This is a genomic window from Nocardia sp. NPDC055321, from assembly GCF_053645575.1.
The window spans coordinates 417,759-441,961 of sequence record NZ_JBSHMS010000005.1; the positions used below are offsets into that span (position 1 = coordinate 417,759).

At 69.9% G+C, this 24,203-nt stretch carries 21 protein-coding genes; 5 read left to right on the plus strand and 16 right to left on the minus strand.

Features of this window, described 5'->3' with window-relative positions:
* The first annotated feature begins 79 nt into the window (after positions 1-79).
* Complete coding sequence (locus tag ACWIGI_RS11020) at positions 80-520, plus strand: hypothetical protein (protein WP_454202187.1); 441 nt, start codon at positions 80-82, stop codon at positions 518-520.
* 364 nt (positions 521-884) lie between these two features.
* On the opposite strand, the gene ACWIGI_RS11025 is transcribed toward ACWIGI_RS11020, so the two are convergent.
* Positions 885-2,015, minus strand: a complete 1,131-nt coding sequence (locus ACWIGI_RS11025; RefSeq protein WP_454202188.1) for a M24 family metallopeptidase — start codon at positions 2,013-2,015, stop codon at positions 885-887.
* A 167-nt stretch (positions 2,016-2,182) separates the two neighbouring features.
* A complete protein-coding gene (locus tag ACWIGI_RS11030) occupies positions 2,183-4,765 on the minus strand; it encodes an alkaline phosphatase family protein (RefSeq protein ID WP_454202189.1) in 2,583 nt (860 codons plus the stop codon).
* Between the two features lie 141 nt (positions 4,766-4,906).
* On the opposite strand from ACWIGI_RS11030, the gene ACWIGI_RS11035 reads away from it, so the two are divergent.
* On the plus strand, positions 4,907-5,878 hold the full coding sequence (locus tag ACWIGI_RS11035; RefSeq protein WP_454202190.1) for a 5'-3' exonuclease: 972 nt from the start codon (positions 4,907-4,909) through the stop codon (positions 5,876-5,878).
* Positions 5,879-5,986: 108 nt separating this feature from the next.
* Here ACWIGI_RS11035 and ACWIGI_RS11040 read toward each other — a convergent pair whose 3' ends face one another.
* The 13 genes from ACWIGI_RS11040 to dop all read right to left on the minus strand — a co-directional run bounded on the left by ACWIGI_RS11040 (position 5,987) and on the right by dop (position 20,512).
* A complete protein-coding gene (locus ACWIGI_RS11040) occupies positions 5,987-6,430 on the minus strand; it encodes a hypothetical protein (RefSeq protein WP_454202191.1) in 444 nt (147 codons plus the stop codon).
* Positions 6,431-6,568: 138 nt separating this feature from the next.
* Positions 6,569-7,294 (minus strand): DUF4333 domain-containing protein, encoded by a 726-nt coding sequence (locus ACWIGI_RS11045; protein WP_454202192.1) that lies wholly within the window; start codon positions 7,292-7,294, stop codon positions 6,569-6,571.
* A 114-nt stretch (positions 7,295-7,408) separates the two neighbouring features.
* A complete protein-coding gene (locus ACWIGI_RS11050; protein WP_454202193.1) occupies positions 7,409-10,105 on the minus strand; it encodes a DEAD/DEAH box helicase in 2,697 nt (898 codons plus the stop codon).
* A 3-nt stretch (positions 10,106-10,108) separates the two neighbouring features.
* A complete protein-coding gene (gene tatC / locus ACWIGI_RS11055; protein WP_454202194.1) occupies positions 10,109-11,080 on the minus strand; it encodes a twin-arginine translocase subunit TatC in 972 nt (323 codons plus the stop codon).
* A gap of 91 nt (positions 11,081-11,171) precedes the next feature.
* Positions 11,172-11,441, minus strand: coding sequence for a Sec-independent protein translocase subunit TatA (gene tatA / locus ACWIGI_RS11060; protein WP_454202195.1), 270 nt, complete (start codon positions 11,439-11,441; stop codon positions 11,172-11,174).
* A 148-nt stretch (positions 11,442-11,589) separates the two neighbouring features.
* On the minus strand, positions 11,590-12,627 hold the full coding sequence (locus tag ACWIGI_RS11065) for a 2-dehydropantoate 2-reductase (RefSeq protein WP_454202196.1): 1,038 nt from the start codon (positions 12,625-12,627) through the stop codon (positions 11,590-11,592).
* Positions 12,624-13,598, minus strand: coding sequence for a helix-turn-helix transcriptional regulator (locus ACWIGI_RS11070; RefSeq protein ID WP_454202272.1), 975 nt, complete (start codon positions 13,596-13,598; stop codon positions 12,624-12,626). Before ACWIGI_RS11070 ends, ACWIGI_RS11065 begins: the two co-directional genes overlap by 4 nt.
* Positions 13,599-13,729: 131 nt before the next feature.
* On the minus strand, positions 13,730-14,722 hold the full coding sequence (locus ACWIGI_RS11075) for a helix-turn-helix transcriptional regulator (protein ID WP_454202197.1): 993 nt from the start codon (positions 14,720-14,722) through the stop codon (positions 13,730-13,732).
* A gap of 286 nt (positions 14,723-15,008) precedes the next feature.
* Positions 15,009-16,367 carry a Pup--protein ligase gene (pafA, locus tag ACWIGI_RS11080; protein WP_454202198.1) on the minus strand — a complete coding sequence of 453 codons (1,359 nt, stop codon included), beginning with the start codon at positions 16,365-16,367 and terminating at the stop codon, positions 15,009-15,011.
* 438 nt (positions 16,368-16,805) lie between these two features.
* Positions 16,806-17,579, minus strand: a complete 774-nt coding sequence (gene prcA / locus ACWIGI_RS11085; protein WP_454202199.1) for a proteasome subunit alpha — start codon at positions 17,577-17,579, stop codon at positions 16,806-16,808.
* Positions 17,576-18,397 (minus strand): proteasome subunit beta, encoded by an 822-nt coding sequence (gene prcB, locus ACWIGI_RS11090; protein ID WP_454202273.1) that lies wholly within the window; start codon positions 18,395-18,397, stop codon positions 17,576-17,578. The genes prcA and prcB overlap by 4 nt, the downstream gene beginning before the upstream one ends.
* 26 nt (positions 18,398-18,423) lie before the next feature.
* Positions 18,424-18,618 carry a ubiquitin-like protein Pup gene (locus ACWIGI_RS11095; RefSeq protein ID WP_067536347.1) on the minus strand — a complete coding sequence of 65 codons (195 nt, stop codon included), beginning with the start codon at positions 18,616-18,618 and terminating at the stop codon, positions 18,424-18,426.
* Positions 18,619-19,012: 394 nt separating this feature from the next.
* Entirely contained in the window at positions 19,013-20,512 is a 1,500-nt protein-coding gene (gene dop / locus ACWIGI_RS11100; RefSeq protein WP_454202200.1) for a depupylase/deamidase Dop, read from the minus strand.
* 143 nt (positions 20,513-20,655) lie between these two features.
* Here dop and ACWIGI_RS11105 point away from each other — a divergent pair, with 143 nt between their 5' ends.
* Positions 20,656-21,903 carry a DUF418 domain-containing protein gene (locus tag ACWIGI_RS11105; protein ID WP_454202201.1) on the plus strand — a complete coding sequence of 416 codons (1,248 nt, stop codon included), beginning with the start codon at positions 20,656-20,658 and terminating at the stop codon, positions 21,901-21,903.
* A 61-nt stretch (positions 21,904-21,964) separates the two neighbouring features.
* On the opposite strand, the gene ACWIGI_RS11110 is transcribed toward ACWIGI_RS11105, so the two are convergent.
* Positions 21,965-22,675, minus strand: a complete 711-nt coding sequence (locus ACWIGI_RS11110; protein WP_454202202.1) for a TetR/AcrR family transcriptional regulator — start codon at positions 22,673-22,675, stop codon at positions 21,965-21,967.
* 96 nt (positions 22,676-22,771) lie between these two features.
* Between ACWIGI_RS11110 and ACWIGI_RS11115 the strand changes: the two genes are divergently transcribed.
* Both ACWIGI_RS11115 and ACWIGI_RS11120 read left to right on the plus strand, forming a co-directional pair.
* On the plus strand, positions 22,772-23,686 hold the full coding sequence (locus tag ACWIGI_RS11115; RefSeq protein WP_454202203.1) for an AurF N-oxygenase family protein: 915 nt from the start codon (positions 22,772-22,774) through the stop codon (positions 23,684-23,686).
* Positions 23,683-24,063: a DUF4873 domain-containing protein gene (locus ACWIGI_RS11120; RefSeq protein ID WP_454202204.1), complete on the plus strand. Its 381-nt coding sequence runs from the start codon at positions 23,683-23,685 to the stop codon at positions 24,061-24,063. Before ACWIGI_RS11115 ends, ACWIGI_RS11120 begins: the two co-directional genes overlap by 4 nt.
* The last annotated feature ends 140 nt before the right edge of the window (positions 24,064-24,203 follow it).

A 24,203-nucleotide genomic window follows, 5' to 3' on the forward strand; every position in this document is an offset into this window, starting at 1 on the left:
GCCCGAAAATCGCGGCACGAGCGACCGATTCGGCGGGGGTTCCCGACGTTTGTCGGCCGAAGTTTGTATCGTCCAAGGCATGACCGACATCGCCCCCTTGGCCGCGTTCGCTCGGGCGAAGTTCGGCGACCCCGGCGTGCACGCCATCGTCCGCAACGGCCGCACCGTGCACGCGGTCGAACTCGGCAAGTGGATCGGCGCGGAGGAAGTCCCCGAGCTGCTGTGCCGCACCGGCGTCGCCGGCTGGTCCCCCAGCGCCCTGCAACCCACCCGCGCGGGCGTGACCTGCGTCCGCTGCCTGCGCAGCCTGAACACCGACATCGAAGCGATGTCCCCCCAGCTGTCCCTGTTCGCCCGCGACTGGCAGTCCGGCCAGCTGACCCTGGGCCCCGATTTCCCCGACCCGGTCCCCGTAGAGCTGCCCGCCGATGACCCGGAACCCGACGAATCCCCGCGTGCGACACCCGCTTTCGAGGACATCCCGTTCCCGGAACTGGACACCGACCCGTCCCTGTTCTGACCCCGCACCCACCCATGCTGCGGCCGGGCCCACGGCGCCAACGACAATCCCACGTCACGCCGCACTCCCCGAGGCCCGGATCCCGAGCCACCGTCCGAGCGGCACGCATGAACAACGCGGCCCCACACTCGATCCCGAGGCCGACGGGTCAACAGACCCGAACACACGGGCCGCGCGCGCTTGCTGAGCAGCGCTGCCCCGGAGCCAGATGTGGAGCCTGCGCGGTCGTCGCGCCGAACCCCGGGTAGGCCCAGGCCACAGGAGCGCTCCACGAACAACGCAGACAGGCGGCGCCGCGCGGGCTCTTCATGACCCAGGCGGCCCCGGCGTATGACGCCGGGGCCGCCTTGTCGTTACGCCGGAACTACGGCAGGCGGGTCAGGCCGTGGGGGCGCTTGTTGAACGACTCGCAGCCGTCGGCGGTCACCACGACGATGTCCTCGATCCGGGCGCCCCACTCGCCGGGGAAGTAGACGCCGGGCTCGATGCTGAAGGCCATGCCCTCGGTCAGGACCAGGTCGTTGCCGGCCACGATGTAGGGCTCCTCGTGGACCGAGAGGCCGATGCCGTGGCCGGTGCGGTGGACGAAGAACTCGGCCAGGTCCGAGGCCGCGAGCAGGTCCCGGGCGGCGGCGTCGACCGACTGGGCGGTCACGCCGGGACGGACCGCGGCGACCGCGGCGGCCTGGGCGCGCTCGAGCTCGGCGACCTGGGCGGCGATCTCCTCCGAGGGCTCGCCCAGGATGTAGGTGCGGGTCGAGTCGGAGAAGTAGCCGGGCTCCACCGGGCCGCCGATGTCGATGACGACCACGTCGCCGTCCTCGATCACCCGGTCGGAAACCTCGTGGTGCGGGTCCGCGCCGTGCGGGCCGCTGCCGACGATCACGAACGCTGCCTGGGTGTGGCCCTCCGCGACGATTGCGGCGGCGATGTCCGCGCCCACCTCGGCCTCGGTGCGCCCGGCGCGCAGGAACTCACCCATGCGGGCGTGCACGCGGTCGATGGCGGCGCCCGCCCGGCGCAACGCCTCGATCTCGCTGGGGTCCTTGATCATTCGCAGTTCGCGCAGCACCGAGGTCGCCGACACCGGGACCTTGCCCAGGCGGTCGGCGATGGGCAGCAGGTGCAGGGCGGGCATGGCGTCGTCCACCGCGGTGCGCGCGCCCGCGTTCAGCACCGACTTCACCAGGGCGTACGGATCGACGCCGTCGACCCAGTCCACCACCTGCAAACCGAGCTCACCGGCCGCGGACGCGCCCAGCGAGGCCAGCTCGAGCTTCGGAATGATGACCGAGGGCGTCTCGCCCGAGGCGGGCACCACCAGGCAGGTCAGCCGTTCGAACGACTGCGCGCGCGACCCGATCAGATACTGCAGATCCGGGCCGGGGGTGATGAGCAGCGCGTCCAGGTGCGCGGCGCGGGTCAGTTCCGCCGCTCGCTCCAGTCGCGCTCCGTAGACGTCCGCTGAGAATCGTGACTCGCCGTGAGAGCTCATGCCCCCCGACGTTACCCGCTGCGCCGTTCGCGCTCGCATCGGTCACCACCCGCGCGCCCGGCCCGGACGCGCTCCCGCATGCGGTTCCCTCCGCGTCCGGGCCCGCTGCGCGCCGAGATCGCCCGAAAGTATGCCGGATGACGAACGCCCCCGGCGCCGCCCGCGATTCACAGCACGCGAAACCGCACCGGATGCGCCAGCGCCCGGCCCGCGTCGTTGAGGTGGTGCAGCGCGTACGCCCCGGCGGGCAGCGCGCCCTCGACCGGCAGCGCCACCTCCGCGCGCACCGTCCCGGCGGGCAGGGCCAGGGTGCGCAGCGGCGGCGTGGCGGGCGGCTGCCACACCGTCGCGCCCGGGTCCGGATACACCGCGAGCAGGTGCCCGTCGGCCGCCTCGGCGAGCGCGTAGCTCACCACGAGCGCCCGTCCCGCCTCGTACATCGACCGGTCCAGCAGCAGCCGGTCGAAGGGCGCGGCATCGTCGGCGGTCCGCCCGCGTTCCCCGTTCTCCACGAAACCCCGTGCGCGCCGCAGGAACCCGGCGTCGAGGTCACAGGTGACGGACAGGTCGTACCAGCCCGCGCCCACGTCGTCGCCCGCGCAGTCGAGGGTCCAGCCGCGCGCCTCCCCCGCCGGAACCCGCACCCGCCAGGGCCCGTCGCCCCGGTAGGCGTTGGCGACGACCACGAACTCCGCCACCGTCGCTCCGGTGTTCGCGAACGCGAATTCGACCGTGCGCGAACCCGATACCGCCGCCACCGCGTCCACCTCCAGGCCCGCGCCCGGCGCGCCGAGATCACCCGCCCAGCGCCGCCCGAACCCGTCGGACCCGTACACGCTGTAGTCGTACCGCCCGCCGGGCGCCGGGAAGTCCCGGACCACGTCGCCGCCGGGCCCGACATCGAAGCGCTCGGGCGTGAAGTTCTCGGCGAAGGCGTTGGGGTGCACGGTGTAGTGGGTGCTCGCGGTACCCCGGTTCCCGAGCGTGACGGTCAGCGCGCCGGCCGAGCGCTGCTGCCGCACCCGCGCACCGAGCCGATAGGGCAGCGGCACCCGGCCCGCGCTGCCCGACTCCTGCTGCGGCAGCCGCTGTTCGGCCGGAACCGCCTGCGGCGCTCCGGAACTCGGCTGCGGCGCGGCGGGCGCGGCGACGGGCAGCACCGGCGCCGCAGCGCTCGAGAAGTCCAGCACCGAGGTCAGGTCCCCGCACATCGCGCGCCGCCACGCGCTGATGTTGGGTTCTTCGACCCCGGTCACCCGCTCGAGGAACCGCAGCACGGAGGTGTGATCGAACAGCTCCGAGCACACCTGCTGTTTGCTCCACGGCGACACCACCAGCAGCGGCACCCGCGCGCCCAACCCGAGGTTGTAGCCGTACAGGAACTCGTCCGCCGTGCCCGGCGGCGGCACCGGCGCGGGCACGTGATCGAAGAACCCGTCGTTCTCGTCGTAGTTCAGGATCACGACCGTCCGATCCCAGACCTCGCGATGATCGCTCAGCGCGGCCAGCAGATCGCGAACCACCGCCTGCCCGTTGCGCGGCCCGTACACCGGATGCTCGGATTGCGCCTCGGGCAGCACGATCCACGACACCGCCGGCAGCCGCCCGCCCTCGACATCGGCCCGGAACGCCCGCGCCACCTGCCCTTCCGGCGCTCGCAACAATCCACGTTCGACCAGGGCGCGCTCACCCTCCCCGAGCTCGGCCAGCCCCCGCCGCAGCGCCCGCTCGTGCCCGTCCGCGAGCTGCGGCGCGCCGAGCAGCGCCCGATAGTAGGCGTAGAACGTCCGGAACGGCGTCCCGCCGCCACCGTCGGTGTACCGCAGCGCGTTTCGCGCGGCCGCCCGGAAGGTCGCGAAGTACTCGAGGGAGTTGTCCCCGTAGTTGTCCCACTCCTGGTACACGCGCCAGCCGACCCCCGCGGCCTGGAGCCGTTCGGCGTAGGTGCTCCACCGCAGCCCGGTGATGGCCTCGCGCAACATTTCCCGCCCGTCGGGCGCGCGCAGCGCGGCGTTGCTGAACATCAATTGCGATGTCGGCGCCCCCAGCGCCCGGCTGACCCCGGCCACCACGGGCTCCGGCGTCGCCGACACGCCCAGCAGCGCGTCGGCGAACAGATCGGCCACCGCGGCCTCGGGCAGCCCGTCGGTCCACCGCGTCACCTCCGGCGTGGCGTACAGCTGCTGCTGCAGCGTGGAGGCCACGTTCTCGATGGCGAACGGATTGCGTGCCGCCCCGCTGAACAGGAACAGCCGGTTCGGGTCGGTCGCGCCGTTGAACGAGCAGTGGTTGCGATCGCACACGGTGAAGGCCGCGGCCAACTGGTGATAGAACTCGAGCGAGCGCCGCCGGTACCCCGCCATCGTGCCCGTGCCCTTGGCCGCGATCCAGTCGTCCCAGCGCCCGTCCGCCACCGCGCGGTGCCCGCCGAACGCCGAATGGTCGCAGCCGTCGAGGTTCTCGAGCTCGGTCGCGAACGGCAGCACGAACCCGTCGCCGTGCGGCTGATGGAAAACCGATCGCCCCGAAGGCAATTGGAGGGCGTTGAGGTCGGCGTATCCGCGCACGCCCGGGAACGTCCCGTAGTAGTGGTCCAGCGAACGGTTCTCCTGCATGAGGATCACCACGTGCTCGACCCTGTCCAGCCCACCGGCCGGGCGCGCCCGCGCCCACGCGCTCACCAGGCTCGGCGGCAGCAGCGACAGCGCCCCCGCCGTCGCCGCGCCCCGCAGAAATCCACGCCGATCCATCCCGCTCCATTCCCGCGTCCGTCCGCGATCCCCCGGCAGTCCGAGTCCGGACCCTAGCCGCCGGGCGCGACATCCCCGCTCAGGCGCCCACACGCGCGGCGACGTGTCGCCGCCACGCCGTGAGCGGTAGCGTCTGATCCCATGAGCACCCCCGAAGCCGGTCCCCTGCTGCTGCTCGACGGCGCCAGTCTCTGGTTCCGCGCCTTCTACGCGATCCCGGAGAAGATCACCGCCCCGGACGGGCGACCGGTGAACGCGTTGCGCGGCTTCACCGATATGGTCGCGGCGCTCACCAAACAGCATGCCCCGAGCCGCCTCGTGGTCTGCCTGGACCTGGATTGGCGCCCGGCGTTCCGCGTGGACCTGATCCCGTCCTACAAGGCGCACCGCGTCGCGGAGACCGTCGACGCCGCGACCGTGAGCGGCGCGGTGGCCGAAGAGGTTCCGGACACCCTCACCCCGCAGGTCGACATGATCATGGAGGTCCTGGAGGCCGCGGGCATCGCGACGGCCGGGGCCGACGGGCTCGAGGCCGACGACGTGATCGGCACCCTGGCCACCCGGGAGCGGGACAGCGAGACGATCGTGGTCAGCGGTGACCGCGACCTGCTGCAGTTGGTCCGCGACACCCCCGAGCCGCCGGTGCGCGTGTTCTACGTGGGCCGCGGCCTGGCCAAGGCCGAACTCTGGGGTCCCGCCGAGGTGTCGGCCAAATACGGTGTGCCGCAGCAGAACGCGGGCCCCGCCTACGCCGACATGGCCGCCCTGCGCGGTGACGCCTCCGACGGCCTGCCCGGCGTGGCCGGCATCGGCGACAAGTCCGCCGCCCAGCTCATCTCCCGCTTCGGGTCACTGGACGCCCTGCGCGCGGCGGTGTCCGATCCGGGTTCGGAGATGGCCAAGGGCGTGCGCGCCAAACTGGCTGCGGCGGAGGACTATCTGAAGGCCGCGGGCCCGGTCGTCCGCGTGGTGCAGGACGCCGCCGTGGAGTACTCCCGCGCCGACCTGCTGCCCCGCGAACCCGCCGATCTCGACCGGCTCAACGCCCTGGCCGTGGCCTACAACGCCGAGAGCCCGGTCAAACGCCTCGTCACGGCGATGGCGAAGCGCTGAATTCGACCGTCCCGCCGTACTTCTCGTCATCCCGGCCGATCACGCGGCCGGGATGCGCTCGGGCCGAGGACGATCCGGCAGGCCACCCCGCCGCCGGACGGCGCGCCGCTAGAGCGGCCAGGTCTCCGGCTTGCCGCCGAGGTCGGTGATCACGGCCTCGGTGAAGCGGTTGTCCACGAGCTTGCGCAGGGTGATGTGCGTGGGTCCGGTCGCGACACCGCCGGTGGCGCAATCGGGTTCGCAGATCCGGCGGCTCTGGGTGCCTTCGCCCTCGGCGGTGTCGGGCCCCCAGGAACTCCAGGTGATCTCGCGGACCCACAGCCCGCCGTCACCGCAGGCCAGCAGCAGATCGATGGGCTTGCTCACCGATTGGGCCGGATAGGTGGTGCAGTCGTCCACCACGGGTACGGCCTTGCCGACGGTCGCCACCGGGGCGGCGGTCACCGTACTGCTCACGGGGGCGGATTCGGTCGCGCCCGCGCCGCAGGCGGTGGCGGTCAGGGCCGCGAACAGGATCGCGAATCCCCGGGTCGTGTGTGCGACGGTTTTCACGTCACCCCCAACATGATCAACTTCGGCTTTTCCGGGCCCACTGTACTCCGGCGGGACGGCGTGGCCGGAAAAGCCCGCCGGGCCCGGCCACGATCCTCTCGATCGCGGCCGGGCCCAGCGGAATTCGTTTCGAGCCGATCAGCTCGGGCGGCCGACCTCATAGGTCCCGTCATCCTTGGTGATCTTGATGGTGACCTTCTTGGCCTCCCCGCCCACCTTGACCGAGCACTCGAAGGTCTTGTCGACCTCGACCTTCTTGCCCGACGGGCAGCTCACGTCCTGGACGTCCTCGATGCCGTAGGAGTCCTTGAGCACCTTCGTGACACCGGTCTGCACGGCCGAGTTGTCCAGCTGGTCCTTGGCGGTCAGCACGACCACACCGGCCACGATGCCGCCGAGCACGACCAGCGCCGCGATCACCGCACCGATGATCAGACCCGTCTTCTTCTTGGCGGGCGCGGGCTGCTGCGGCCACTGCTGACCGGGCTGCTGCTGGTTCCAGTCCTGGCCCGTGGGCTGCGGCTGCTGCGGCCACTGCGGCGCGCTCTGCTGACCCCACCCCTGCTGCGGCTGCTGCTGATTCCATTCCTGGCCGGTGACCGGCTGGCCCTGCTGCGGCCACTGCGGCTGGCTCTGCTGACCCCACCCCTGCTGACCGGGCTGCGGCTGCTGCGGCTGGCTCTGCGCCCACGGCTGCTGCTGATCCCCCCACGCGGTGGTGGGTTGTGCCGGCTGCTGCCCACCCCAGTTCTGAGTCGGTCCGGCGCCGCCGGGCGCGGGCTGACCGCTGCCCCACTGCTGCGTCGGATCGTTGCGTCCCTCCCCTGTGCCAGGGGCGTCGTTCGGTCCGTACGGGCCGCTCATTTGCTTGCCTTCCCTCGCAATCCGATGTACACACGCTAGCCCCCCGAGCGGGAACACGCTCGTGGTCCCACCGCGGTCGGTACGTCTCAAAGAATCAAAGCACAGTCACTTTCCTTACGCGGCGTCCACCGCGACGACACCCCGCCGGATGGCCCGCACGGCCTTGGCGGCGGTACCCGCCACCTCTACATCGTCCGCCGTGTTGTGAATCTGGTCCAGCATGTCGATGACCTGGCGGCACCAGCGCACGAAATCGCCCGCCGACAGCGGGTTTCCGCGATCCCCGCTGGCCAGCAGCGCGTCGGCCAGATCGTCGCCGCGCGCCCAGGAGTGCATGCCGGTCAGGAATCCCAGGTCGGGTTCGCGGGTCGGGGCGAGCCGGTGCCTGGCCTCGTCCTGGCGCAGTTGCGACCACACCCCGATCGTGGCGTCCACGGCCCGGCGGATCGGCGCGGTCGGCCCCGAAGCGCCGAGATAGCCGCCCTCCTGGCGGGATTCGAACACCAGAATCGACACCACGGCCGCCAGTTCGGCGGGCCCGAGGCCCCGCCACAACCCCTGGCGCAGGCATTCGGCCACCACCAGGTCGGCCTCGGCGTAGATGCGCGCCAGACGCCGGCCGTCCGCGGTCACCTCGCCGTCCCGCACGTACCCGCGCTCGCTGAGCAGCGCGAGAATCCGGTCGAAGGTGCGCGCCAGGGAGTTGGTGGTCGCGGCCACCTGCTGGCGCATGGTCTCGGCTTCGCGCTCGATGCGGTTGTACCGCTCGCCGATGCGGGCCAGCTGTTCCCGATCCGGGCGCTCGTGTGCCGGATGGTTGCGCAACGCCCGCCGCAGCGACTGCAACTCGTGGTCGTCGGCCGCCTTGGACTTCTTGCCGCCCGAGCGCCTGCCCTGCGGGGACAGCCCGGTACTGCGCAGCGCCGAGGCCAGATCGCGCCGCACCCGCGCGGTGCGATGGTCGACGTGCCGCGGCAACCGCAGGTGGCCCAAAGATTGCGCGGGCGTGGGGAAGTCGGCCGCCGAGACCCGTCCGGCCCACTTGTCCTCGGTCAGGACCAGCGGTCGCGGATCACCGGGCGTGGTGTCCGGTTCCAGGATCACCGCCAGGCCCTGCCGCCGGCCGGCCGGAATCGCGACCACGTCGCCGCGGCGCAGCGCCGCCAGCGCGGACACCGCCGCGGCCCGCCGATCGGTGCGGCCCTGCCGCTCGATCGCGCGCTCGCGCTCACGAATACGCTCGCGCAGCTGGATGTACTCCAGGAAGCTGTCGTCCCCGAGCTGCAGGCGCAGTTTGCGCGCCTGCCCCTCGCTGCGCTCGATGCCGCGCACCAGGCCCACCACCGAGCGATCGGCCTGGAACTGGGCGAAGGACCGCTCGAGCAGCGCCCGCGAATCCGCCGCGCCCATGCGGTCCACCAGGTTGATGGACATGTTGTAGCCCGGCTTGAACGAACTGCGCAGCGGATAGGTGCGCGTGGAGGCCAGTCCGGCGACCGCGCTGGTGTCCACCTCCGGCTGCCACATGACCACCGCGTGGCCCTCGACGTCGATGCCGCGCCGGCCCGCACGCCCGGTGAGCTGGGTGTACTCCCCCGGAGTCAGTTCGGCGTGCGTCTCGCCGTTGAACTTCACCAGCCGCTCGAGCACGACCGTGCGCGCGGGCATGTTGATGCCCAGAGCCAGTGTCTCGGTGGCGAATACGGCCCGCACCAGACCGCGCACGAACAGTTCCTCGACCGTGTGCCGGAACGCGGGCAGCATGCCCGCGTGGTGCGCGGCGAATCCGCGATGCAGGCCCTCGCGCCACTCCCAGTAGCCGAGCACCTCGAGATCCTCGCGCGGCAGTTCCCCGGTGTGCTTCTCGATGATCGCGTCGATCTCGGGCCGATCGTCCGCGCGGCTCAGGTCCAGCCGCGAGCGCACGCACTGCGCCAGCGCGCCGTCGCACCCCGCGCGCGAGAAGATGAAGGTGATGGCCGGCAGCAACCCCTCTTCGTCCAGCTTGGCGATGACCTCCGGGCGCGGCACCGGCCGGAACATGCGGCGGCCGCCGCCGCTGCCACGACGCCCGATCCCGCCGTAGTTCTCCATCCGATCCGCGGCTTCGCGCTGTTTGATGAAGCGCACCAGGTCCTCGTCGACCAGCACCCGCTGATCACTGGACTTGGTGTCGAACAGATCGAACATGCGTCGCCCGACCATGACGTGCTGCCACAGCGGCACCGGCCGGGTCTCGTCCACGATCACCGCGGTGTCACCGCGCACGGTCTCCATCCAGGCGCCGAACTCCTCGGCGTTGGACACCGTCGCGGACAGGCACGCCAGGCGGACCTCGGGCGGCAGATGCAGGATGACCTCCTCCCACACCGCGCCGCGGAACCGGTCGGCCAGGTAGTGCACCTCGTCCATGACCACGTACGAAAGTCCGCGCAGCGCATCCGAACTCGCGTAGAGCATGTTGCGCAGCACCTCGGTGGTCATGACCACGACGGGCGCGTCGGCGTTGATGGACTGGTCACCGGTGAGCAATCCCACGCTCTCGCGCCCGTGGCGCGCGGTGAGATCGGCGTACTTCTGGTTCGAGAGCGCCTTGATGGGGGTGGTGTAGAAACACTTGCCGCCCGAGGCCAGCGCGAGGTGGACGGCGAACTCGCCGACCACGGTCTTGCCCGCGCCGGTGGGCGCGCAGACGAGCACGCTGTGCCCGCCCTGCAACGCTTCACACGACTTCTGCTGGAAGGGATCCAGTGCGAATTTCAGCTCGGCGGCGAATGCCGCCAGTTCGCCAGTAAGCGACCTTGATGTCACCCGTCAGAGGGTATCGGAGTAATCCGGGACAGCTCGCGTTGTTTTTTCCGGCGGTGTCGCGGCCACCGGTTCCGGCGTGGCCACAGGCGTGGCGTGATCGATGCCGTCGGGACCGCCCAGCGACGAGGCCTGCTCGTCGGACAGGTTCGCCCAGTTCTCGGCATTGCGGGCCTTGCGCTTGTCGTTGATCCGCGCGATCTGCACCGCGAGCTCGAACAGCACGGTCAGCGCCAGGGCCAGCGCCAGCATCGAGAACGGGTCCTGCGGGGTGACGATGGCCGCGAAGACGAACAGGCCGAAGATCAGCCCGCGCCGCCACTGCACCAGCTTGGCGTAGGTGAGCACACCGACGAGATTGAGCCCCACGATGATCAGCGGCGTCTCGAAGCTCACCCCGAAGATGATCAGCAGCTGAATGATGAAGGTGAAGTACTCCGAACCGCTCAACGCCGTGACCTGCACGTCGTTGCCGATCGTCATGAGGAAGCTCAGGGCGTGCGCGACCACCCAGTAGGCGAGCAGCGCGCCGGCCACGAACAGCGTCGCGCCCGAGGCCACGAAGGAGATCGCGTACTTGCGCTCCTTGGCGTAGAGGCCCGGGGTGATGAACGCCCACAGCTGGTACAGCCAGAACGGGCAGCCGAGCACCACGCCCGCGGTGATGGCGACCTTCAACCGCAGCATGAACTGCTCGAACGGCGCGGTGGCCAGCAGCCGGCATTCACCGTCGGCGGTGATGGCCGCGCGCGACTCGGGCGGCAGCGAACAGTACGGCCCGCGCAGGATGTCGCCCAGGCTCTCGATGCCGAGGAAGGAATGCGAATACCAGAAGAAGCCGAGCACGGTGGTCAGCGTGACCGCCAGGATGGCCTTCAGCAGTCGCGACCGCAGCTCGTAGAGATGCTCGACCAACGACATGGTGCCGTCGGGATTCGTCCTGCGCCGACTGCGCCGGGGGTCGAACGGAATGCGCATGGAAGTGTCTGCCTCGCTGATCGCCGCGCTGGACCTGGACAAACTTCGCCCCGGGACGAGTGGTTCCTCATCCCGGGGTCGGTTGCGGCGATTACGCCTTGTGCAGGTCCTTCTTCAGTTCGGCGTCGGCCGCCTGCGCCGGAGCGACGGGGGCCGGGGCGACCGGGAGTTCCGCGGCGGGGGCCGTGGCCTTCGCGGAGGCGGACTTGTCACCGTCGGACTGCATCTCGTTCATCTCGCTCTTGAAGATGCGCAGCGAACGACCGAGACCCCGGGCGGCATCCGGCAGCCGCTTGGCTCCGAACAGAACCAGGAACAGCAGCGCAATGATGATCCAGTGCGTCGCGCTGAGTGAACCCATCGACTTCCTCCAATACTGTGGTGCTTTGATGCTACCCGACCGGCATATGGCAAACCATTTGTCAACCCATGGACGGCCTGTCGTCACGCGGATTTGCCCGGATGTTACCCGGACGAGCTGTCGACCGCCCGCCGAGCGGACTCGACTCTCACCCGCCGGCGGCGGCCCGCAGCTCGGCCAGCAGCTCCGGCCCGGACCACGTGCGCCGATCACCGTCCTCGGCGACCGCGATGAGTTCGATGAGCCGCTGATTGACCGGTGTCGGTAACCCGACCATCGTACCCAGACTCACGATTTCGCCACAGAGCCAACGGATCTCGGTTCGGCGACCGGCCGCCAGATCGTCGGCCATGGACGAGCGCGCCACCGGGTCGATCGCCAGCACCCGACCGGCAACCCGGCGGAACAGTCCGTCCGGCACGGTCAGCAGGCGCACCATCGCCGCGGGCGGCAGCGGGGTCAGCCGCGCGGGCGTGATCCGGGCGGCGTTCATCACCGTCAGCGCCTCGCCCTGGGTCAGGGCCAGGCAGCGCCGGTAGTCCCGGGTGGCCAGCTCCTCGCGCAGCGGCCGGCCGGACAGCGCGTTGATCGGATTGTTCAGGTTGAGCAGCAGCTTGGCCCACTGCACCGGCAGCAGATCGGGATGCCGTTTCACCTCGAGCCCCGAAGCCCGGAACAGCGGCCCGAACCGGTTGAGCACCGGATCCGAGGCCAGGGCGACCCCGCCGGCGGTGCCGCGATGGAAACGCCCGTCCGCGTGATGCACGACGTTGAACATGACCATGCCGGCCAGCACCACGCACGTGGGCAGGATCTCCCGGATGACGATGTCGTTGCCGATGCCGTTCTGCAGACTCAGCACCACCGTCCCGGGTTTCAGCAGGCCCGCGAGTTCGCTTGCGGCCGCGGCGGTATCGGCGGATTTCACGGTGATCAGCACCAGGTCCGGCGGCGCGGCGTCGTTCACGTCGGTGACGCCGCGGAACGCGTCGGGCGGCACCTGCACGTCGTGCCCGTCCAGGTCGGTGAGCCGCAGGCCGTGTTCGGCGATCTCGTCGAGCACGCGTGGACGGCCGACGAACGTGACCTCCGCGCCCGCCGCGGCGAGCTTGCCGCCGACGAAGACGCCGATACTGCCCGCGCCGAACACCAGGACCCGCTGCGCCGGAGTTGCCCGAGAGGTCAAGCGGGACCGACCTCCTCGAAACCGGCGGTGGAGAGTTCGCCGTCGCGGGACAGCGCGTCGGCCAGCGCGGAGTACGCCGTCAGCGCGGCGCCCGAGCGCTCGCGCACCGCGGCGACCAGCTCGGGCGGGCCCAATACCGTGACCCCGGAACCGAATCCGAGCAGCAGCCGGGCCATCCAGTCCAGGGTGGCGAAGCGCATGGTGGCCTCGACGCCGCCGTCGGCGTGCTGGGTCACCCGGTGCATCGGGTACTGATCCAGCACCCAGGCGTAGTCGGCGCGAATCAGCAGGCGCGCCAGCGGAACCGCGGGATCGTCGACGAAAAGGTCCAGGGCCGTGGCCTCGTCGAGCGCGGCCTCGGCGGGCGGGCGCGCGGGCTCGGGGAGTTCGGTGGCCTCCTCGATGCGATCGAGCCGGAACAGGCGCACGCCCTCGGCCTGGCGGCACCACGCCTGCAGGTAGCTGTTGCTGTCCACCAGCACGATGCGGATCGGGTCCACCACCCGTTCGGAGACCACGTCGCGGCTGGCGGAGTAGTACACCAGGCGCAGCGCGTGATTGGCGTTGAGCGCCGAACGCACCGTCGCCACCGAGGGCGCCTCGACCGGGGCGGGCAGGGCCGGGCCCTCGAACGTGCGACCGGAGATGGCGGATTCGATCTTCGCGATGGCCGAGTGCGCGGCACTGGGATCGACCATGCCGGGCAGATCCGCGATCGAGCGCAGCGCCACCAGCAGGGCCGTGGCCTCGGGCGAGGTCAGGCGCAGCGGGCGGTCGATGCCCGCGGAGAAGGTGACCTCGATGCTCTCCTCGGAGAACGACAGGTCGATGAGATCACCGGGACCGTAGCCCGGCAGGCCGCACATCCAGAGCTGATCGAGATCGCTCATCAGCTGTTTGGTGGTCACGCCCAGTTCGGCCGCGGCCTCGGCGGCACTGATGCCGGGATTGGCCTGGAAGTACGGGACCATGTTCAACAGCCGCGACAGCCGGACCGAGAGCCGACTGCCGGACGCGGCCGCGCTCCGGCGTTCGCGCGAACCGGCCGAGGCGCGCGCACCGTCCTGCTGCGCACGCCGGGCACTGCCGCCCGCTACCTCGCTCACGCCGAAACCTCCGTCCGTTCGAGCACCGACTCGAGCCGGGCAATCACGTTGTCGCGCAGATCTTCCGGGGCGAGCACCAGGGCGTCGGCGCCGAGTCCGGTGATGAGGCGGGCCAGCCAGTCCCGCGAGCGGATGGGCACCTCGACGATGGCGCCCGCGCGCCCGGCCAGTTCCCGATCCTCGATCGTCGCGCCGAGCCGGCGGATCTCCTGCCCGCGGCCCTTGGCGACCCAGACCGTCGCCGAACCGGCGATCGGGGCCTGACCGGTGACCTCGGCCACCGCCGCCCGCAGATCCAGGCCCTCGGGTTTGTGCACGGTGTTCTCGGGGCCGTACTCGACCACGTCGTCGCCGATGCGCGAGACGCGGAACACGCGCTGCGCGTCGCGGACGTTGTCGTGCCCGACCAGGTACCAGCGGCCGTGATGGGTGACCACGCCCCAGGGCTGCACGTCGCGTTCGACCGGATCGCCGTGCGACTGCCGGTGCGAGAACCGCACCGGGCGCCCGGCGTCGATGGCGGCGAGCAGCTTGCCGAGCACCGGTTCCGAACCGCGGGTGCGCGCGGGCACGGCGGGCACCGCCGAGACGCCGACATCGGGTTCGACGTGAATGCCCGCGGCGCGCAGCTTGAGCAGACCGCTCTCGGCCGCCGCGGCCAGTTCGGGCGACTCCCACAGCTGCACGGCGACCGCGACCGCGGCCGATTCGGCGCTGGTCAGGTCGATGTCGGGTAGCTCGTACGCATCGCGGTTGATGCGGTAGCCCTCGGCACTCGAGTACCGGCTGATCGGACCGATTTCGAGGGGAATGCCCAGATCGCGCAGCTCGTTCTTGTCGCGCTCGAACATGCGGCTGAACGCCTCGTCGCTCGCGGACTCCTCGTATCCCGCGACCGAATCCCGAATCCGCTCGGCGGTCAGGAACTGGCGGGTGGACAGCAGCGCGATAACAAGATTCATCAACCGCTCGACCTTGGATATCGCCACCCCGTAGAGACTAGTGTGCGCCGCGCTCGCGCGTACCACGACCCGGCCTCTGCGAGTAGCGCTTCGGTGCGCGCGCACCGGCGGGCCCGTCCCGCGAGTTCGGACGAACCTCACAAAACAGCAGAACGGGCCGTGAACCACGAGGGTTCACGGCCCGGTTCCGAGCTGTTCGATCGCCTACACCGAGGCGAACTACATCGAAGCGATCAGCCTGTCGACTCGTTCATCGACCGAGCGGCACGGGCACCGCTTGCAGAGCACGGTGCGCTGCGCCTGAAACCACGAACTACATCGAAGCGATCAGCCTGTCGACTCGTTCATCCACCGAGCGGAACGGATCCTTGCAGAGCACGGTGCGCTGCGCCTGATCGTTCAGCTTGAGGTGCACCCAGTCGACCGTGAAGTCACGGCCCGCCTCCTGGGCGGCGGTGATGAAATCGCCGCGCAGTTTGGCCCGGGTGGTCTGCGGCGGGGTGTTGACCGCGTTGTCGATGGCCTCGTCCTCGGTGATGCGCTTGGCCAGACCCTTGCGCTGCAGCAGGTCGAAGACCCCGCGGCCGCGCTTGATGTCGTGGTAGGCCAGGTCCAGCTGGGCGATCTTGGGATCGGACAGCTCCATGTTGTAGCGGTCCTGGTAGCGCTGGAAGAGCTTGCGCTTGATGACCCAGTCGATCTCGGTGTCGACCTTCGCGAAGTCCTGTGCCTCGACCGCGTCCAGGGTGCGGCCCCACAGGTCCACCACCGCGTCCACCTGCGGATCGCGGTCGCGATTGCGCAGATGCTCCACGGCGCGGGCGTAGTACTCGCGCTGGATGTCCAGGGCGCTGGCCTGCCGGCCACCCGCCAGCCGTACCGGACGGCGCCCGGTCAGGTCGTGGGAGACCTCGCGGATGGCCCGAATCGGGTTGTCCAGGGCGAAGTCCCGGAACGCGACCCCGGCCTCGATCATCTCGAGCACCAGCGAGGCGGTGCCGACCTTGAGCATCGTGCTCGGCTCGGCCATGTTGGAGTCGCCGACGATCACGTGCAGGCGGCGGTACTTCTCGGCGTCGGCGTGCGGCTCATCGCGGGTATTGATGATGGGCCGCGAGCGCGTGGTCGCCGAGGAGACGCCCTCCCAGATGTGTTCCGCGCGCTGCGAGAGGCAGAAGGTGGCCGCCTTCGGCGTCTGGAGCACCTTGCCCGCACCGCAGATGAGCTGCCGGGTCACCAGGAACGGCAACAGCACGTCGGAGATGCGGGAGAACTCGCCGGCGCGCACCACGAGGAAGTTCTCGTGACACCCGTAGGAGTTGCCCGCGGAGTCGGTGTTGTTCTTGAACAGGTAGATGTCGCCGCCGATGCCTTCCTCGGCGAGACGCTGTTCGGCGTCGATGAGCAGATCCTCCAGGACCCGTTCACCGGCGCGGTCATGAGTGACCAGCTGCACCAGGCTGTCGCACTCGGCCGTCGCGTACTCCGGATGCGAACCGACATCGAGGTAGAGCCGGGCGCCATTGCGGAGGAACACGTTAGAACTACGGCCCCAGGAAACTACCCGGCGGAAAAGGTACCGGGCCACCTCGTCAGGACTCAACCGACGGTGACCGTGGAAGGTGCACGTCACCCCGAATTCGGTTTCGATCCCCATGATTCGTCGCTGCACCCTATCGACATTACAGCGATACGCTGCCCGATAAGGGCGCTGTGAGAGACATGGTGCAAACGTATTCACAACGATTTAGCACGGGATGCAACGCCGCACGGGCCGTAGCCAGCGAAAAGGCAAGTCCCCTTTGCACTCTGCTGTGCAGACTGCAAACACTCAGGTGAGGCGAGTGCGAGCCCGCCGGCGCCGGATCGGCGGGGGCGGCGCGGTGGCCGGGACGGGCGAGCGGGCCCGGATTTGTGCGCGTCCCGACACCCGGTGCGGGAAAACGAATCCGGGTCGCGCACCGGGAATCCGGGGCGGGTACGGCGCTTTCCGGACCGCGCGTCGAATTGCGCGCGACCCGAATTTCAGCATGTGGGATCCGATGCGGGACGGCGTCGAAAATCCCCGGTCATCCGAATGCGGTGGATGACCGGGGATTGCGCGAATTCCCTATGCCTGGGACGGATCTCCGCCCGTGGGCTTGTCCGCTTCGGCGGCGGCCTTGGCGCTGGGTGCCCTGCCGGTGATCAGCTCCTGCAGAGCGGCGCCGGTGATGCGACGGAACGCCCGTCGCGGCCGGGCCTGTTCGAGGGTGGCGACCTCGAGTGAGGAGCCCGCCACCCGCTTGTCCTTGTCGGCGCCCTCGGGTGTCGCCTTGGCCAGCGCCGCCACCGCGACCGAGACCGCGTCGTGCAGGGGCAGCCCCGGCTTGTACGAACCCTTGAGCGCGGTGACGATCGGGTCGGTGTTGCCGCCCATCACCACGAATTCGCGCTCGTCGACAATGGATCCGTCGAAGTTGATCCGGTACAGCACCGAGTTGGACTCGGCCTCCGGATACCCGACCTCGGCGACGCAGATCTCCACCTCGAAGGGCTTGAGCTGATCGGTGAAGATCGTGCCCAGGCTCTGCGCGTACAGGTTGGCCAGGAACCGGCCGGTGACATCGCGCCGGTCGAACTGGTACCCGCGCAGGTCGGCCTGCAGGATGCCACCCCGGCGCAGGCTCTCGAACTCGTTGTACTTGCCGACCGCGGCGAACCCGACGCGGTCGTACAACTCGCTCACCTTGTGCAGGGTCGCCGACGGGTTCTCCGCGACGAACACCACGCCCTTGTCGTAGACCAGCACGACGACGCTTCGCCCGCGCGCGATGCCCTTGCGCGCGAGTTCGGTCTTGTCGCGCATGATCTGTTCGGCGGATGCGTAATACGGCAGTGTCATGCTTGCGCATCCCCCTCTTCGTCGCCACGCGCGGCCACGATCCCGCGTGTGATCTCGGCCAGCCGGTCCTCCGACACCTCAACGGCGCCTTCGGAATCGATGACGATCGCCGTCGGATAGATGCCCCGCATGGTGTCGGGGCCGCCGGTGGCGGTGTCGTCGTCGGCGGCGTCGAACAGGGCTTCCACGGCGATGCTCAGCGCCCGGTCCTGATCGATGCCCCGGCGATAGGTCTTCTTCAGCGACGACTTGGCGAACAGCGAGCCGGAACCGACAGCGGTGTAACCGAATCGCTCTTCGCTGCGGCCGCCGACCACGTCATAGGAGATGACGCGCCCGGACTTGTCCGGGTCCGGCTGGTCGGGGTCGTACCCGACCAGCATCGGCACCACCGCGAGACCCTGCAGGGCCGCGGGGAGGTTGTCGCGCACCATCTTCGAGAGTTTGTTGGCCTTGCCGTCGAAGGTGAGGGGCACCCCCTCGATCTTCTCGTAGTACTCGAGCTCCACCGCGAACAGGCGGATCATCTCGATCGCCATGCCCGCGGTGCCCGCGATGCCCGCCGCGGAGAAGGTGTCGGTGATGTACACCTTCTCGATGTCACGGCTGGCGAGCAGATTGCCCTGTGTCGCACGGCGATCGCCCGCGATCAGCACACCGCCGCGGTAGCTGACCGCGACGATGGTGGTGCCGTGCGGCGCGATGTCGGACGGCGCACCCGAACCGGATGCGCCGTCGACCCGGAAATCGTTGCCGGGCAACAGTTCCGGTGCGTGGAGCCGGAGATATTCGGAGAAGGACGAAAGAGCGAGCCCCATCTGGCTGCGCAAGGGGTCGCCTGAGGTCACTGGCCGCCCTTCTGAACGTAGGCGCGCACGAAGTCCTCGGCATTCTCCTCGAGGACGTCGTCGATCTCGTCGAGCAGGTCGTCGGTCTCCTCAGCCAGTTTCTCGCGACGCTCCTGCCCCGCAGCACCGTCCCCGACGGGCCCCTCGTCCTCGTCGCCACCACCGGCGCGCTTGGTCTGCTCTTGTGCCATAGCAGCCGACCTCCTCTGTGATCATCGGCGAGCATCGGAAAAAGCCGGTGCCCGTGCACCCAACAGTACCCAGCGACGACCGCAACATGCCGGATTAACCGCAATGCCGTCTTTCCGCGACCTTCCGGCAGCCTTGCGGGGTACGGCCCCGAAGCACGGAAAGTTCTTCGGGGGTAACCCCTCGAACCCTCGAAAAAGTAGGTCGAGCGCCCGGTTCGGCGCCGCCGGGCACCGCCCGCGAACACCCCGGAAATTAGGGGCTATAGGGGGTGAACCCCACCTCGTGCGCGGTGCCGGCGCCGGGGCACGCCGCGGTGCCCGCGACCGCGCGCCGCGCACGCGAACGCGGTGCGGGGCGCTCGGCCCGCACCGCGTGACGTCCCTCGGGTATCGCTCAGCGAGTGAGCTGTTTCACCAATTCCGCGGCGGTGGACACCCCGTCCAGCAGCTGCCCCACATGGGTTTTGGTGCCGCGGCGCGGCTCGAGGGTGGGGATGCGGACCAGCGAGTCGCCGCCCAGATCGAAGATCACCGAATCCCAGCTGGCCGCGGCGATGTCGGCGCCGAAGCGGCGCAGGCACTCACCGCGGAAGTAGGCGCGGGTGTCGGTGGGCGGGTTGGTCATCGCGTCCAGGATCTGCTGCTCGGTCACCAGGCGCTGCATGGATCCGCGCGCCACCAGGCGGTTGTACAGGCCCTTGTCCAGGCGCACATCGGAGTACTGCAGGTCGACCAGGTGCAGCTTGGGCGCGGACCAGGTCAGGCCCTCGCGCTGGCGCATGCCTTCCAGCAGGCGGAGTTTGGCGGTCCAGTCCAGCAGGTCGGCGGTCTCCATCGGATCGCGCTCGAGCAGATCCAGGACGTGGGCCCACTTCTCGATGACGTCCTGCACCCGCGGGTCGTCGTTGCCCTCGCGGTCCATGAACTTCTCGACCCGGTCGAGGTAGATGCGTTGCAGCGCAAGGCCGGTCAGTTCCCGGCCGTCCGCGAGCGCGACGGTCGCGCGCAGCGTCGGGTCGTGGCTGATCGTGTGCACCGCGGTCACCGGGCGGGCCAGCTGCAGATCGGACAGGTCCTCCCCCGCCTCGATCAGGTCCAGCACCAGGGCGGTGGTGCCGACCTTGAGGTAGGTGGCCCATTCGGAGAGGTTGGCGTCGCCGATGATCACGTGCAGCCGGCGGTACTTGTCGGCGTCGGCGTGCGGTTCGTCGCGGGTGTTGATGATGCCGCGCTTGAGCGTGGTCTCGAGCCCGACCTCGACCTCGATGTAGTCGGCGCGCTGGGACAGCTGGAAGCCCGCGGTGTCACCGGACTGGCCGATGCCGACGCGACCGGAACCGCAGACGACCTGGCGTGAGACGAAGAACGGGGTGAGCCCGACGATGATCTGGTTGAACGGGGTGTCCCGGCTCATCAGGTAGTTCTCGTGGGTGCCGTACGAGGCGCCCTTGCCGTCGACGTTGTTCTTGTACAGCTGCATGCGCGGCGCACCGGGCACGCTCGAGGCGTAGCGGGCGGCGGCGTCCATGACCCGCTCGCCGGCCTTGTCCCAGATGACCGCGTCCAGGGGGTCGGTGACCTCGGGGGCGGAGTACTCGGGATGGGCGTGATCGACGTAGAGCCGGGCGCCGTTGGTGAGGATCATGTTCGCCGCGCCGACCTCGTCGGCGTCGATCACCGGCGCGGGCCCGTTGAGCCGCCCCAGATCGAATCCTCGCGCGTCGCGCAGGGGTGACTCCACCTCGTAGTCCCACCGGGTGCGTTTGGCCCGCGGTACGCCTTCCGCCGCGGCGTAGGCGAGCACCGCCTGGGTCGACGTGAGAATCGGGTTGGCCGACGGCTCCGAAGGCGTCGAAATGCCGTACTCGACCTCGATTCCGATAATGCGCTGCATGGCGTCGAGCCTAGGCGACGCGGCCGCGAATGGTGGCCGCCTGGGCAACGGCGCACCTCGGGGGCAGGTCATCCTCTGGTCGCACCGCCGATCGTTCTGCCGGTGGATCCGCGCTGACCTGCCGCGTCGGCAGAATATCCGGCATGGCCGAACCGGTACCCGCTCCGCAGCTCGCACCCCGGACCACCACCGACACCGGGTCGAAACCCGTTCCGGCCGAGCCGCGTTCATCGCGACTGGCCGCCCTGGACGTCCTGCGCGGCATCGCCATCCTGGGGACGCTGGGCACCAACGTCTGGATCTTCACCAACATCAGCGGTCTCCCCGGATACATCTCCCGCACGGACGAGCCCGAGGGGATCTGGCTGTGGGCCGAGCGGTTCCTGCAACAACTGGCGCAGGGCAAGTTCCTGGGTCTACTCACCATCATGTTCGGCATCGGGCTCGCGATCCAGCAGCGCTCGGCCGCCCGCGGCGGCCGGCCGTGGCCCGGCAAATACCCGTGGCGGGCCGGGCTGCTGTTCCTGGACGGCCTGCTGAACTTCCTGTTCGTGGCCGAATTCGATGTCCTGATGGGATACGCGGCCACCGGCCTGGTCGTGGCGTTCGTGCTGGCGACGAGTCCCCGGGCGCAACGCCGCTGGCTGTGGATCGCCGCCGGCATCCACACCGCGCTGCTCACCCTGCTGGCCGTCGTGGTGGCGCTGGCCGCGATATCGGGTTCGGGACAGGATGATTCGTCGTCCTCCGAGGTGCTGGACCCCAATCCCTATGCGGACGGGTCGTTCTGGGATCTGGTGCTGTTCCGCCTGGACAACGCGCTGCTGTTCCGCGTCGAGGCGATCGTCATCTTCCCGCTGTGTATCGCGCTGTTCCTGCTCGGCGCTCGACTGTTCGCCGCGGGCGTCTTCGAACCGGGCGGAGCGCGAATCCGCAAGCGCCTCATGATCATCGGTTTCGCCGTCGCCGCACCCCTGGATCTGGCGCTGGGCATGCTTGGCGGGACCCTCATCCTGTTCACCCGCTACGGCATCGCGCCGTTCGTGGCGCTGGGCATCCTGGCGCTGGTGGCGGAGTTCTACGTGCGCCGGCCTGCGCCGGGCGTGGTAGGCAGGCGGTTCACCGAGGTGGGGCGGATGGCGTTGAGCTGCTACATCCTGCAGAACCTCGTCGCGGGTGCCATCTGCTACGGCTGGGGACTGGGCCTGGCCGCGGAGTTCACCGGCAATGCCCGGGTGCCGTTCACGGTCGGGGTCTACCTGGTGGTCAGCGCGTTCATGCTGATCTTCGCGCACCTGTGGCTGCGCCGCTTCGACAAGGGCCCGGTGGAGTGGCTGTGGAACGCGAGCTACCGGGCGCTGGCCGAGCGCGGCGGCGCGCGCACCGCCTAGCCCGGTACGGCCTCTGCGGGCATCGGCGCGATCGCGCGCCGGTGCCCGCGCTCGTTCCGGACTACTGCGCGCGCACGGCCTCGGCGCGCGAGATCAGCTCGCCGACGACGGTGTCCCGGGACATGGGGACGTCGAGGCTGCGGGCGTTGCCCTCGATCAGCGCGAGCACCGACTCGGTGAGGATGCCCTCGACCTGTTCCGAGGTCAGGGTGGCCTCGGCGCGCCAGCTGTTGACCACCCCGTCGACGAAGCCGACCATCCCGAAGGCCATGGGGCGGGCGCGGTTTCGATCCAGTCCGAACCCGGCGAGGGTGTCGGCGAACAGGTCCGCCAGCTGGCCGCCGATGCGGTCGCGGGCGCCCGCGACCGCGCGCGAGGACTCGCCCTGGGGGTCGGCGGTGGCCAGGAAGCGATGCAGGTTCGGATGCCGCTCGACCCAGCCCACGTAGGTGCCGACCGCGCCGCGCACCGCGTCCTTGAGGGTCCCGTCCGGGCGCAGGCGCGGAAGCAGTTCGGCCAGTAGCGATTCGAGGATGTGGCGGCGGATCTGCTCGTCGAGATCGGCGCGGCCGTTGAAGTGCCGGTACACCACCGGGCGCGGCACCTTGAGCTTGTCGGCGATCTGCTGCACCGAGATGTCGGTGCCGTTGGCCTCGATCACCGTCAGGGCGGCGTCGAGCATGTCGGCGCGGCGGCGGGCCTTGTGGCCGTTCCAGCGGGTGCTGCGGCCGTCGGCTGCCGCGGACGACGTGCGTGCGCTGGTTCCGGTCACCCGGCTCACGATACCCACCTGTCCATTGACCGATACATCGTGTACCACTAATCTGAGTGTAACAGGTTGTATCAGTAACTTGAGTCAGGAGCCGTCATGGGCGACGACGCATCGGTGACAACGGCCGCACCACTGCCCCGCGAGGCCTTCGCGCAGCGCCTGCTGCTCGGATCGGCGAAGAAGTCCTACGACCCCGTGGTCGACATCGACTGGAACGCACCGCTGGATCCGGACAAACTCTTTCTCCCGCCCGAGGTGATCTCGCTGTACGGCACGCCGCTGTGGGAGGCCATGAGCGCGGAGCAGCGCCGCGAACTGTCCCGCCAGGAGCTGGCGAGCGTGCTCTCGGTGGGCATCTGGTTCGAGAACCTGCTCAATCGACTGCTGTTGCGCGAGCTCATGAACGGCGATCCGACCTCGCGGCACAGCCACTACACGCTCACCGAGATGGGCGACGAATGCCGGCACATGATGATGTTCGGCAAACTCATCGACCGCATCGAGGCACGGCCGTACTGGCCGAACCGCTACGAGCGCCTGGTGATCAGCTCGCTGCAGCTGTTCCTGCGCGGGCCCATGGTCTGGGTGGGCGCGCTGGTCGGCGAGGAGATCTTCGACGCCATCCAGCGGCGCACCCTCGACGACGCGGACCTGCAGCCGATCGTGGCGCGCGCCATGCGGATTCACGTCACCGAGGAGGCGCGGCACATCGGTTTCGCCCGCGACGCACTGGCCCGGCGCGCACCGACCATGACCGCGGCCGAGCGCGCGTACACCCGGATGTGCGTGGCGATCGCCGCGCCGCTGTTCGTGCATCTGATGACCAACTGGCACATGTACGTTCGCGCCGGCATCGAGGACGGCCGGGGCGCGCGGCGGATGGCCCGCGCCAATCCGCACGCCCGCCGGGCGCTGGGGATCGGCGCGGCGAATCTCGGTGCGTTCCTGGACAAGCAGGGGCTCATGGGGCCGATCGGCAAGCGTATCTGGCAGCGCAGGGGGCTGCTGTGAGGCGCTTCGGCAGACGGCGGCGGGCGCGGGCGGACAGGTTCCCGCGTTCGGGCGGGGCGGACCCGGTCCCCGAACTCGAAGCCGGACCGGAGTATTCGGGCCCGGCGCTGCTCGACACACCCGCCGGGGATCTCCCGGTGACCGTCGCCCTGAACGGCCATCTGGACCCGATAGACGGCAAATTCCATTGGTACGGCCGGGTTTCCGCGCCGGAGCACGTGGATCTGCCCGATCCGGGCCGCGGTCAGGTGTTCCTCATGGTGCCGGGAGGTCTGCCGGCCCGGGCCGTGCTGCAGGAGCGCGACCCCTGGGGCAACCTGCGAATAGCGGGCGAGGGCGCGCCGCCGTTTCCCTTGGAACCGACGCCCGCCCACTAGACGCCATGCCACACCGAAACCGGCGCGAATCGCCACCGAGCCGGCACGTCTTCCCCATCGCCTCGGCGAGATCGCCCGGGACGGCCGCCTTGTTCGCCTGCGCGAGTGCCGGCGACCCGGTCACCCCACGCGATTCGGAG